12 protein-coding genes are annotated in these 12,809 nt (G+C 64.8%); all 12 read left to right on the forward strand.

The window, feature by feature from the left end; genetic code table 11:
• Complete coding sequence (locus FPZ08_RS20005) at positions 1–1,641, forward strand: ABC transporter permease (RefSeq protein ID WP_146292223.1); 1,641 nt, start codon at positions 1–3, stop codon at positions 1,639–1,641.
• A 188-nt stretch (positions 1,642–1,829) separates the two neighbouring features.
• On the forward strand, positions 1,830–2,639 hold the full coding sequence (locus tag FPZ08_RS20010; RefSeq protein WP_146292224.1) for an ABC transporter ATP-binding protein: 810 nt from the start codon (positions 1,830–1,832) through the stop codon (positions 2,637–2,639).
• Positions 2,636–3,667, forward strand: coding sequence for a FecCD family ABC transporter permease (locus FPZ08_RS20015; RefSeq protein WP_146292226.1), 1,032 nt, complete (start codon positions 2,636–2,638; stop codon positions 3,665–3,667). The genes FPZ08_RS20010 and FPZ08_RS20015 overlap by 4 nt, the downstream gene beginning before the upstream one ends.
• A complete protein-coding gene (locus FPZ08_RS20020; RefSeq protein WP_146292229.1) occupies positions 3,667–4,731 on the forward strand; it encodes a FecCD family ABC transporter permease in 1,065 nt (354 codons plus the stop codon). The genes FPZ08_RS20015 and FPZ08_RS20020 overlap by 1 nt, the downstream gene beginning before the upstream one ends.
• 22 nt (positions 4,732–4,753) lie before the next feature.
• Entirely contained in the window at positions 4,754–5,725 is a 972-nt protein-coding gene (locus FPZ08_RS20025) for an ABC transporter substrate-binding protein (protein WP_146292231.1), read from the forward strand.
• 20 nt (positions 5,726–5,745) lie between these two features.
• Positions 5,746–6,723 (forward strand): ABC transporter substrate-binding protein, encoded by a 978-nt coding sequence (locus FPZ08_RS20030; RefSeq protein ID WP_146292233.1) that lies wholly within the window; start codon positions 5,746–5,748, stop codon positions 6,721–6,723.
• Complete coding sequence (locus FPZ08_RS20035) at positions 6,723–7,640, forward strand: sucrase ferredoxin (RefSeq protein WP_146292235.1); 918 nt, start codon at positions 6,723–6,725, stop codon at positions 7,638–7,640. Before FPZ08_RS20030 ends, FPZ08_RS20035 begins: the two co-directional genes overlap by 1 nt.
• Before the next feature lie 15 nt (positions 7,641–7,655).
• On the forward strand, positions 7,656–8,612 hold the full coding sequence (locus FPZ08_RS20040) for an ABC transporter substrate-binding protein (protein WP_210246831.1): 957 nt from the start codon (positions 7,656–7,658) through the stop codon (positions 8,610–8,612).
• 32 nt (positions 8,613–8,644) lie between these two features.
• Positions 8,645–9,607 (forward strand): ABC transporter substrate-binding protein, encoded by a 963-nt coding sequence (locus FPZ08_RS20045; protein ID WP_146292237.1) that lies wholly within the window; start codon positions 8,645–8,647, stop codon positions 9,605–9,607.
• 191 nt (positions 9,608–9,798) lie between these two features.
• Positions 9,799–11,163, forward strand: coding sequence for an LLM class flavin-dependent oxidoreductase (locus FPZ08_RS20050; RefSeq protein WP_146292239.1), 1,365 nt, complete (start codon positions 9,799–9,801; stop codon positions 11,161–11,163).
• Entirely contained in the window at positions 11,160–11,726 is a 567-nt protein-coding gene (gene msuE, locus FPZ08_RS20055; protein WP_146292241.1) for an FMN reductase, read from the forward strand. Before FPZ08_RS20050 ends, msuE begins: the two co-directional genes overlap by 4 nt.
• A 22-nt stretch (positions 11,727–11,748) precedes the next feature.
• Positions 11,749–12,714 carry an aliphatic sulfonate ABC transporter substrate-binding protein gene (locus FPZ08_RS20060; protein WP_146292243.1) on the forward strand — a complete coding sequence of 322 codons (966 nt, stop codon included), beginning with the start codon at positions 11,749–11,751 and terminating at the stop codon, positions 12,712–12,714.
• Positions 12,715–12,809 lie beyond the last annotated feature (95 nt).

A 12,809-nucleotide genomic window follows, 5' to 3' on the forward strand; every position in this document is an offset into this window, starting at 1 on the left:
ATGCCACGCTTCAATTTCTGGACCGTGGTGATGATCCTCACCTGGGTGCTGCTCTTCGTCCTGCTGTTCATCCCGGTCGGCTCGGTGCTGGTCTCCAGCTTCTACGACCAGGAGGGCAACGCCACCCTTGCCAACTACCTAAAATTCCTCGGCGAACCGCGCTTCCACCAGGCTTTCATCAATACATTGGTCGTCGGTTTTGGCGGGTTGCTTGGCGCGCTGCTGCTGGGCTCGATCATGGCCTTCTGCGTCTCGCGCTTCGTTATCAGGGGCGGGCGCTTCGTGTCGCTGCTGGCCATCCTGGCGCTGGTATCGCCGCCCTTTATCGGGGCTTATTCATGGATCGTGCTGTTCGGCGCCGGCGGGGTAGTACGCGGCTTCCTGCGCGACATGGGCATCAACATGCCGCCCATCTATGGGGTCGGCGGCATCCTCATCGTCTTCTCGCTGAAATTCTATCCTTACGTCTATCTCATGGTTTCGGGCGCGCTGAGCAACGTCAATCGCTCGCTTGAGGAGGCGGCCGAGGGGCTGGGCCTGACGCCCTGGCAGCGCACCTTCAAGATTTCCTTCCCCATGGTGTTCCCGGCTTTGACCGCTGGCGGGCTGCTGGCGCTGATCCACGCCATTGCCGATTTCGGCACGCCGCGCCTGCTCGGCCGTGGCTACAACGTGCTGGCCACCGAGGCCTTCACGCTCTATTCGGCCGAAGTGGGCTCCAACATGTCCATGGCCACCACGATCAGCGTGATCCTGATCCTGGTCTCGATGGTCTTCGTCATGCTGCAGCGCTACATGTCGCGCCGCAACGTCTACCACGGCAACATGATCAACAAGCCGATGCGCATCCAGCTCAAGGGCTGGCGCAACGTGTTGGCGCATTTCGCCGTCTATTTCATCGGCCTGTGCGGGGCGATGCCCGTCATCATCTCGGTCATCTATTCCTTCCGCAAGACCAGCGGCCCCGTCTTCCAGGATGGGTTCGCGCTGCAGAGCTATGAGCGCATCCTGTTCAACCTGGGCGATGTGGTGCGCAATTCGCTGACCTTCTCCGTGGCTGCGGTGGTGCTGATCGTCATTGTTGGTACGGTGGTCGGGGTGCTGGTCGCCCGTCGCACCAATTTCAATACGGCTCTGCTCGATGGCGCCTTCATGGTGCCTTATGTCATGCCGGGCATTGTCATCGGCATCGCCTTCATCGCGGCCTTCAATACCGGCCCGATCGTGCTGACCGGCACGGCGACGATCATCATCCTCTCCATCTTCATCCGCCGGCTGCCCTATACGGTGCGCACCACGGCCTCCTCCCTGCGGCAGATATCACCCAGCATGGAAGAGGCGGCGATTTCGCTCGGTTACAGCCCGTTCCAGGCCTTCCTCCGCATCACCGTGCCACTCATCGTGCCCGGCATTATCGCCGGTGGCATGTTGAGCTTCGTCACCGCCATCAACGAATTATCGTCCTCGCTGGTGCTCTATGTCGGCAGCACCATGACCATGCCGGTGCGCATTTACCTGCTCATCCTCGATGGCGATTTCGGCACGGCGGCCGCCCTGTCCACCATCCTGCTGCTGCTTAGCGGCTGCGCCGTCTACATCGCCTTCCGCTTCATGGGCAGGAACGAGCAGGCGCTCCTGTAACGCGCGCTTCGCGATCACAGCCGGCCAGGTGGTGAACTCGTTCGCACGGGCATCACCTGGTCGGTATCATATTCATGATATTGACAGTCAACTTAAATTCTGATGGATGAGCCCCGATGACGAGAGGGTGAGTTCGGAGGGGTTATGACTGCGACCGCGCATGCTGGTGCGATGCGAGCGGCGTGCCCATGAGCCGCCTTGAGACAATCGCCGTCGACGCCGGCTATGCGGGCGTCAATATTCTGGACGGTATTGATCTGGCAGTGCCGGACGGGCAGGTGACCATCCTCATCGGGCCTAATGGTTGCGGCAAGTCGACCCTGCTCAAGTCGCTGGCCCGCATCCTCAAGCCCGGCGCTGGTCATGTGCTGCTCGATGGCAAGGACATTCATTCGCTCAATACCAGGTCGGTCGCGGCGAGGCTGGGCCTGCTGCCGCAGGGTCCGATAGCGCCCGAGGGCCTGTCGGTACGCGAACTGGTGGCGCAGGGACGTTTTCCGCATCAGTCGCTGCTTAGCCAGTGGACGCGCGCCGATGAGGACGCCGTCAACGGCGCCATGGCGATTGCCGGTATTACCGACTTTGCTGATCGGCCGGTCGATACGCTGTCCGGTGGGCAGCGGCAGCGCTGCTGGGTGGCCATGGTGCTGGCGCAGGAAACCGAACTCATCCTGCTCGACGAACCTACCACCTTCCTCGACCTCAAGGTGCAGGTCGACCTGATGGACCTGCTGACGGGCCTGGCGCATGAGCGCGGCCGCACCCTGGTCATCGTGCTGCATGAGCTGAGCCTGGCTGCCGCCTATGCGGATTACCTAGTGATGATGAAAGAGGGGCGGATTGTCTCCGCCGGCCAGCCTGACACCATTTTCACGGCCGAGCGGCTGCATGATGTGTTCGGGCTGCGCGCCAACGTGCTGCGCGATCCCGAAAGTGGCCGGCTGGTCTGCGTGCCCATCCGCGCGCGCAAGCCGCGGCCGGTGGCGGCGGCATCATGACATCAGCCACGGCAACCGACACCGTTCTGACCGCGCGCCATCCGGTGCGCGCCTGGTCGGGTGTGCCGGTCCTGCTGGCCGTGCTGGTCGGCGCATTCCTGCTGCATATCGCGGTGGGCGCCAAGCCGCTGCCGCTGGGTACGGTGATCGAGGCGCTGACCCAATTCGACCCGAAAGTGTTCGACCAAGTCATCATCATGAACCTGCGCCTGCCGCGTGCCGTACTGGCCGTGGTGGTCGGCGCCAGCCTGTCGCTGGCCGGGGCGCTGATGCAGGGGGTCACGCGCAATCCGCTGGCCGATCCGGGCCTGCTGGGGCTCACGGCCGGGGCATCCTTCGCCGTCGTCATGGTCACCGCCTTTACCGGCATGACCAATGCGGCGCTGGTGCCCTGGATCGCCATGGTGGGCGCGCTGGGGGCTGCCCTGGTGGTCTATTTCATCGCCCGTTTCGTGCCGGGCGGCGCTACGCCGCTCAGTCTTACCTTGTCGGGCGCGGCGATCAGCGCCTTTCTCGGCGCGCTGATTTCGATTGCGCATCTGCTGGGCGAGGACACGTTCGAGAACCTGCGCGTCTGGCTCACCGGGGGCCTTGCCGGACGTGACATCAACCTGCTCTGGTATGTCGGGCCCTGGATCGCTATCGCTTTGGCCGCCGGGCTGGCGCTGGCGCCGCGGGTCACCGTGCTCGCCATGGGCGACGAGGTGGCGCAGGGGCTGGGCGTGCGCACCGGGCGGCTCAAGGTACAACTGCTGGCCGTGGTGGTCGTGCTCACGGCCTGTTCGGTGGCTCTCGCCGGCCCGCTGGGCTTTATCGGCCTCGTCATCCCCCATATCGTGCGGCTCTATGTGGGCTCGGATTATCGCTGGATCGTGCCCTATGCGGCCCTGACCGGCGCGGTCTATCTGCTGGGCGTCGATATCATCGCCCGCATCGCCATCCCGCCGCGCGAGATCTCCACCGGCATCATCACCGCCATGGTCGGCGCGCCGCTCTTCGTCCATCTCGTCCGGCAGAGGACGCGCTGATGACGGCTGTGACCCATCCCCGCCAGATCGTGCTGCGCAGTCCGCGCGAACGCCTTGCCCTCAAGCTGCCGCTGCGCGCCGTCCTGGTGCTCTGCCTGCTGCTGCTCGCTCTATTCCTCACGATAGCGGTGAGCCTCGCCACCGGCAGCTATGGCGTGGCTCTGGGCGACGTGCTCGATACTCTGCGCGGCATCACCATCAGTCGTGCCATCGACAATGTGGTCTGGGAATTCCGCTTCGCGCGCACGCTGGCTGCGGCTTTGGTCGGCGCCATGATGGCGCTATCGGGCGCGGCGCTGCAGAATGCCACGCGCAATGGCCTGGCCGATCCGTCGCTGGTCGGTGTGAGCCAGGGCGCGGCTTTGGCCGTGGTGACGCTCACTGTGGTTTTTCCCGATATATCGAGCAGCTGGCGCCCCTGGGCAGCCTTTGCCGGGGCCATTCTGGTGGCGTTAGCCGTGCAGGGCCTGGCCCGCACGCGTCAGGGCGGCAGCACGATCCGCTTCATCCTCATGGGCATCGGGCTTTCGGCCTTCATCTCCTCCATCACCTCGGCCATGATGACCTATGGCGAGATCGACCGCGCCATGGCGGCTCTGGCCTGGCTGGCCGGCTCGATCAACGCCGCCAGTTGGGGCGATGTGTGGACTCTGCTGGCCTGGTGCGCAGTGCTGCTGCCGGCTTTGCTCGCCATCAGCCGCACCATGAGCGCACTGCGCTTCGGCGAAGCGGCAGCCATCGGCCTCGGCGCGCCGGTAAAGCTGGTACGCAACCTGCAACTGGCCGTCGCCGTGGCGCTGGCCGCAATCGCCACTTCGGTGGTCGGGCCGCTCGGCTTTGTCGGCCTCATCGCGCCTCATGCCGCCCAGCGCCTGGCCCCGGCAGGCATGGCCATGCACCTCATCCTCACAGCCGCTATCGGCGCGCTGCTGGTCTCGCTGGCCGATCTCATCGGCCGCGCCGCCTTCGCGCCGATCCAGATTCCCGCCGGCCTGCTGACTGCGCTGATCGGCGTCCCCCTCTTCGTCGCCCTGCTGCTGCGCAGTCGCGCAACAACCCACTGACCCCACGCCCCGGACATTCAAAATGATCCTTCGTTTCTCCCTGGCTGCCCTGACCCTGGCCGTGTCCACGCTTGCGGGCATGGCGCAGGAATTTCCCCTCCGCATCGAGCACAAATTCGGCACCAGCATTATCGAGGCCAAGCCGACGCGCGTCGTGAGCATCGACTATGGCGGGATCGACAATCTGCTGGCGGTGGGCATCGAGCCGCTTGCGGTGATGCAATGGCGTCCGCAGGATGGCTTTGCCTTCACCGCCGGCCCTTGGGCCCAGGACCTGCTGACCACCGAACCGGTCGTCTTCGAGGGCGATCTCGATTTCGAGGCGATTGCCGCGCTCGACCCCGAAGTCATCATCGCCGTCTATTCCGGCATTACCGATGCCGACTATGCCAAGCTCAGCCTGATCGCGCCGGTCGTCGCCGTGCCGCCGGGCATTGGCGATTATGCGCTGCCCTGGGATACACGCGCCTTACTGGCCGCGCGGGCGGTGGGCGAGGAGGCCGAGGCCATTGCGCGCATCGATGCCATCCGGGCCCGGATCGACGAGATCCGCGCCGAGCATCCGCAATGGGCCGACCTGACGGCCGTTGTCGGCGGCATCACCGAGGGTACGCCCTGGGCCTATACGCGTTACGACGTGCGCGGCCAGTTCCTCGAAGGCTTCGGCTTCCAACTGCCCGAGGCCCTCAACGCCATTTCGAGCGAGGACGAATTCTACCTCGAGGGCTCGCCCGAAGACATCGCCATGATCGATGCCGATGTCACCATCTGGTACGGCAGCGATGAAGTGACCTCCATCCCGCAGTCGCCGATCCATCCCTTCCTGCGCGCTTCCACCACGGGTGGGGAAATCTACCTGCCGGACGCAGTCGTCGCGGCCTTTGCCCGCGTGTCGCTGCTGTCGCTGCCCATCGCTATCGAATCCATCCTGCCCATGCTCGAGGTCGCCGCCGATGGCGACCCGGCAACCGAAGTGCCCGGCGACCTGCTTTAGCCATTTCCTGGAGACCTCAGATGATTCTTCGCGCAACCCTCGCCGTCCTGGCCCTCGCCATCGGGCTCGCCAGTCCGGCTTTCGCCCAGGAAACCCGCTCCTTCACCGCGGCCAACGGCACATTCGACATTCCCGTCGCGCCGCAGCGCATCGTGGCGCTCAACGACCAGATCGTCGCCCTGCCGCTCTATGAGCTGGGTGCGCCGCTGGTCGGCAGCGCCGGCCGCACCGATGCCGATGGCAATCACTTTCTGCGCGGCGGTATGGATACGCTGGGCATCGACTATGCCAATACCGACATTGCCTATGTCGGCGGCTTCAACGGGCTCGACCTCGAAGCCATCGCGGCCCTGTCGCCCGATCTGATCATCGGCGGACCCTATACCGATCCTGATGTGGCCGAGCAGTTGCAAAAGGTGGCGCCGACGCTGCTGATCGACAATGGCGCACTCGGCCTGGTCGACACGCTCAAGACCCTGGCCGATGTCAGCGGCAAGTCCGGCAGTTTCGACGCGCGCTACCAGCGCTATCTCGACAATGTCGAACGCGCCAAATCCTATATCGGCGACACGTCTGTCATCTCGATCACCATGACTTTCATGTTCCCGGCTGGCGAGGAATTGTGGGTTTATCGCGCTGGCCTGGGGGCCATCGCGCAAGTGCTCGACGATGTCGGCTTCGCCCAGCCTGCCGTCGTGGCCGCCCTCGCCGAAACCCAGGCCTCCTGGAGCGCCGAGCTGATCCAGGACCTCGATGCCGACTTCGTCTTCGGCTTCTACCGCCAGCAGCCCGACGCCACGCCCGAAACGATCTTCGCGGCCTATGAGAAATTCGCCCCCGGCTGGTGCCAGGCATTGACCGCCTGCCAGAACGGCCAGTTCGTGCTGCTGCCTGGCCCGACCTTCGGCTCGACCATGGCCGGCCTCGACCTCGCTCTGGAGCTGGTGGAAAACACCGTCGCCGGCCGCCCCTTCACGCCTTTTGTCGAAGCACCGTAATGGGCAAGCACGTCTTCTGCACCGATCTCTGCAGCGAACGGGGCGAGCCGCTGGCCGGTACCGGGGATGCGCCGCAGCGCATCCTCATGCTGGCCTGGCCGCGCGGCAAGTGGCGCACCCCGCGCTGGGAATCTGTGGATATGAGCCCTGATCTCACCGAGGCGCTGCACGAGGCCGCTCATGCCAAGCTGCATGTGGCTCTGGTGGATAAGGTCGAAGCCGAAGGCAGCCTGCCCACGCTGCATGCGCTGCCTGAAAACGTCTATGCCGACTTTGCCGACGAGGCCGAACTGATCGCCGCCATCAACGACTATGTCGCGGGCACGGTCTTCGTTGGCCAGGTCGATGCACGCCAGACCATCCTCTGCTGCACCGACAGCCGCCGCGACGCCTGCTGCGCCCGGCACGGCTTTTCCACCTACAAGGCGCTGGTGGCCGAGGCCGATCCAGCCCGCTTCAATATCGTCCAGGCCACCCATATCGGCGGCTGCCGCTTCGCCGCCTCGCTGGTCGTCATGCCGCAGCGTCAACGCTATGGCCGCATGACGGCGGCGCAGGCGCCCGCTTTCCTCGCCGCGCTCGGCCGGGAGGAAGTTTACCTGCCGGCCTATAAGGGCCGCACTGACCAGCCCGAGCCGCTGCAGGTCGCCGAACTGGCGGCCATGGGTTGGGCGGAGGCCCATGGCCATCGCGCTGCCGATGTCGTGCTTGAGCCTGCCGCGCTGCCCGAGGATGCGCCCGAAGGCACCGCGCTCGTGCTGACAGCTGCCGTGGGCACCGAACGCCTGGCCATCTGCCTGCATGCCCAGACCTTCATGGTGCAGGGCAATTGCGGCGTTGTCGCCCAGGGCGGCGGCGAGGACGAGCTGCGCTGGTGCCTCGACGCCGTGCACCCCCATTCGCACCATCCCACCTGACCCGGAGACTGAGCCATGCTCACCCCGATCCGCCGAACCTTCATGGGCATCGTCGTCGCCCTGCTCGCCACACCCGGCTTCGCCCAGGAAACCCGCAGCTTCACCGACGATGCGGGGAGGGTGGTTGAAATCCCGGCTCATCCCCAGCGCATCGTGTCCCTGCAGGACCTGTTCTTCACCATTCCGCTGATCGAGCTGGGCGCCCCGCCGGTCGGTAGTCACGGCCGGGTGGAAGAGGACGGCACGCCCTATCTGCGCTCGTCCAAGATGCTGACCGGTTTCGACTACGACAATACCGGCATGGCCTTCCTCGGCACCGGTACGGAAATCGACCCGGAAAAGGTGGCGGCCGCCGAACCGGACCTCATCATCCTCTCCAACAACCAGAAGCCCGAGCAATACGAGCAGATCGCGCCCACCATCCTCATCGATTTCGTCACCCGCGACAAATACGACATCTATCAACTGCTGGCCGAATTGACGGGCACCGAGGAAACCCTGGCGCGGCTCGACGGGCGCTATGCAAAGCAGATCGAACAGATCAAGCGCCTGGTCGATACCCAGAACGTGTCGGTCAACGTTTTTGCCGCGCTCGAAGGCCAGATCCGCGTCTACAGGCACTTTGCTTCGCTGGGCCGCGTGCTGCGCGATGCCGGCTACGCCATGCCCGAAGCGGTCCGGGACATTCCCGACGGCGAGAATGCCAGCTTCAGCGCCGAAATGCTGCCGGAAATGGATGCCGACGTGATCTTCCTCACCTATCTGGCCGAGCGCGGCGAAACCGCCCAGGACGCCTATGCGCAGATGGAGGCCCTCGTTCCCGGTTTCTGCGACTACCTCACCGCCTGCAAGGCAGGAAACCTCGTCGCCATCCCGCGCGATGAGACCACTTCGACCTCATACAACGCGCTCAGCATGATGGCCTTTACCGTGTTGACCGCCACCTCGCCGCGCCCCGAGGCCGCCCAGTGACGGCGTCCGCTTCCACCAAGGAGAACAATTCCATGCGCAAGCTCACCCTGATGCTGGCCAGCCTGATGCTGCTGGCCGGCCTCTCGCCCACCTTCGCCCAGGACACCCGCAGTTTTACCGACGATACCGGCCGCGTGGTCGATATTCCTGTTGAGCCGCTGCGTATCGTGTCGCTGCAGGACCTGGCCATCACCATTCCGCTGCTGGAACTGGGCGTAACGCCGGTGGGCAGCCATGGCCGCACCACGGCCGAGGGCGTGCCCTTCATCCGTTCCAGCGACGTGCTGACCGGCATCGACTTCGACAATTCCGACATCAAGTTCGTCGGCAACCTGCCGGCCGATGTCGAGGCGGTGGCGGCGCTCGAACCGGACCTGATCCTCATGACGCCCTGGCAGACGGCCGATGTGAACCAGCTCGCCGCCATCGCGCCGACACTGGTGCTCGACGACACCAAGCGCGGCGATTTCGGCATGCATGACGTGCTGGCCGACATTACGGGTACACAGGATCGCCTAGCCACTCTCAAGACGCGCTATGAAGGCCAGATCGCCCAGATCAAGCGGCTGATCGATACCAGCTCGATCACCGTCAATGTCATCCAGGGCGTCAATGGGCAGCTCTTCGTCTGGCACACCTATGGTGCGCTCGGCAAAGTGCTGCGCGATGCCGGCTTCAAGTTCCCTGCGGTGGTCGATGCCATTCCCGAAGGGGGCGACGAGGTCTTCGGTGCCGAGGCCTTGCCCGAGCTGGACGCCGACCTGATCTTTGCCACCTACCGCACCGATACGCTGGAAACGCCCGATGATGCCGTGACCTATCTCGAACAGGTCCTGCCCGATTTCTGCAACTTCCTGCATGCCTGCCGCGAGAACCAGCTCATCATCGTGCCGCGCGAGGAAGCCTCGGCCTCGTCCTATTATGGCTTGGGCGCGGTGAGCTACATGATCATCTCGCAAATCTCCGGCCGCCATTTCACGCCCATGGCGGACTGACAGAACGGGAGCCCGTCTGCGGCGGGCTCCATTCTCCTTTGAAAATCGGCATCTGCCACCCCCGCACACGGGGAAACACAAAACTGCAAAGCGGGGAAACAAGGCAAAAATCTATACTCGACTAAATCACTAGAGTTAGCGCCAAATGATGGTGCGCTTCCAGGGAGCGCGGCTAACAGCGAGAGGTCGAGATGAGCGATACATCAAGGAAGATACGACTCGGCGCCTTCATCATGGCGACAGGTCATCATGTCGCCGCCTGGCGGCATCCCGATGCCCAGGCCGATGCTGGCCACAATATCGATCACTATCGGGGCCTGGCGCAGACGGCCGAAAAAGGCCTGTTCGACCTGGTCTTCGTGGCCGACAGCCCGGCCGGCTGGGATGGCGACAAGGACCCGGAAATCCGCTCCCGCGTCAGCCATTCAGCCCATTTCGAGCCGGTGACGCTTTGGTCGGCTTTGTCACAGGTGACAAGCAATATCGGCTTTGTCGCTACCGCCTCCACCACCTACGAAGACCCCTATCTGCTGGCGCGCAAATTCGCCTCGCTCGACCATATCAGCAAGGGGCGCGCCGCCTGGAACGTGGTGACGACCGCCGCGGACGTGTCGAAAAACTTCTCCATCGCCGGCCACCCCGCCCACGCCAATCGTTACGAGCGGGCCGAGGAAGTGGTCGATCTCGTGCTCGACCTCTGGGACAGCTATGAGGACGACGCGCTGATCGTGGACAAGGAAAGCGGCGTCTTCCTCGATCCCGCCAAGGTCCACAAGGTCGATCACCACGGCCAGTTTTTCGATGTCGCCGGGCCGCTCAATGTTGCCCGCTCGCCGCAGGGCAGGCCGGTCGTCGTGCAGGCCGGCGCCTCCGAAGCCGGCCGGAACCTTGCCGCCCGCACCGCCGAGGTGATCTTCACCGCCAACCAGACGCTGGCCGATGGCCAGGAATTCTATTCCGACATCAAGGGGCGCCTGACCAAATACGGCCGCCGGCCCGAGCAGTTGCTGATCATGCCGGGCCTGTTCCCGGTGCTTGGTGGTACCGAGGCCGAAGCGCAGGAGAACTACGAGTTCATCCAGTCGCTGGTCCATCCCTCCATCGCCTGGGGCATCCTCAAGCAATATTATGTGGGCGTCGATCTCTCCGGCTATTCGCTGGACGATGTCGCCCCGCCACTGCCCACCGATACCGAGCTCAACAAGAGCCGCCTCAAGCTGGTCTCCGACCTCGCCAGCACCGGCCTCACCCTGCGCCAGCTCTACCTGTCGCTGGCCACGGCCCGCGGTCACCGCACCTATGTCGGCACGCCCGAACAGGTCGCGGATGCGCTTGAGGACTGGTTCGTCAATGGCGCGGCCGACGGCTTCAACATCATGCCGCCCGTACTCCCCACTGGGCTCACCGATTTCGTCGAGCAGGTGGTGCCGATCCTGCAGAAGCGCGGGCTCTATCGCACCGAATATGAGGGCGCGACCCTGCGCGAGAATCTGGGGCTCGAACGCCCGGCCAACCGCTTCGTCGCCCGTGCCAGCCAGCAGCGGAGCGCATCATGAACCAGCTTCACATCGTCGGCTTTGCCGGTTCGTCCTCGCTGCCCTCGCGCACCAAGAGCCTGGTCGAGACCATCGTCGAGACCACGGCCCAGCGCAGCGGCGCCCGCACCACCATCTATGACCTGGTCGATATCCACCCCTCGCTCGGCGCCACGCTCGACCCGCGCCAGGCGCCACCCGACCTGGTGGACCTGATCGACACCATCACCAATGCCGATGCTTTGGTGGTCGGCTCACCGGTCTACAAGGGCACCTATACGGGCCTGTTCAAGCACCTGTTCGACCTGATCGATCCCAAGGCGCTCAAGGACAAGCCGGTGGTGCTGACCGCCACCGGCGGCAGCGAGCGCCATGCGCTGGTGGTCGATCACGGGCTGCGGCCGCTCTTTGCTTTCTTCTCGGCCGATATCCTGTCGACCGGCATCTACGCCACCGAACCCGATTTCGCCGACTACCAGCCGGCCAGCGCCAACCTCAAGTCCCGCATCGAGCGGGTGGTGGATGAGCTGGGCTGGCGCCTCGCCGCCATCCGCAATGCCGACCTCGTGGCGCAAAGCGCCTAATCCCTTCCCAACGGAGCCCAATATGCTGACCCGCAGACAGACTTTCCCCCTCTTTGCCGGCGCCGCCGCTGCGCTCGCTCTGCCAAGTGCCGCCCGTGCCCAGGACAGTGCCACCGAATTCCGCATCGGCTGGCAGAAGGGCGGCACATTCGCCCTCGCCAAGACCAGCGGCGCCATCGAGGCGCGGCTCGCCCCGCGCGGCATCACCGTCACCTGGGCCGAATTCACCTCCGGTCCACCGCTGCTCGAAGCTCTGGGCGCCCATGCCATCGACTTCGGCTCGACCGGCGACGTGCCACCACTTTTCGCCCATGCGGCCGGCGGCGATCTGGTCTATGTCGCGGCCACGCCGGGGAGCCTCGATGGCTCGGCCATCCTGGTCAAGCAGGACTCGCCCATCCAGTCGCTGGCTGATCTCAAGGGCAAGCGGGTGGCCTTCAAGCGCGGCTCCAGCTCGCATAATTTCATCCTCGCCGCCCTGCGCAGCGCCGACCTGACGCTGGCCGACATCACCCCGCTCGATCTTGGCCCGCCCGATGCCGCTCCGGCCTTCGCCAACAACCAGATCGACGCCTGGGTCATCTGGGACCCCTACTACGCCATCGCGGCGCAGGATCCCGAGACGCGCGTGCTGACCACCACCGAGGGGATCGTCGATTCCTGGGGGTTCCTGCAGGCCAATGGCGCCTATGCCAGGGACAACCCGACCATTGTCGCCGAAGTCATCGACGAGCTGAAAAAGGTCGGCGCTGCCGCGCAGTCGGACCTCGACGCCACCGCCGAAACCATCTCGGCCTCGACAGGCGTGCCAGTGCCGATCACCCGCATTACCCTGGGCCGCAAGGGGGCCGATCTGGGCGCCATCCAGTCGCTCGATGAAGAGGTCATCGCCTATCAGCAGGCGCTGGCCGACACGTTCTTTGCCGAGAAGATCATCCCGCGCCAGCTCACCATCAGCGACATCGTCTGGTACCCGCCGGCGCTCTGAACCTGCCGCAACCGATGGGCCGGCATGGTGCCGGCCCATCCCTGCTTTCACCGGAGGCCGACATGACCCTCGCTGCTGAACTCGGTAAGCCCATC

Origin of the sequence: Devosia ginsengisoli (genome assembly GCF_007859655.1) — a bacterium.
Lineage (GTDB): Bacteria > Pseudomonadota > Alphaproteobacteria > Rhizobiales > Devosiaceae > Devosia > Devosia ginsengisoli.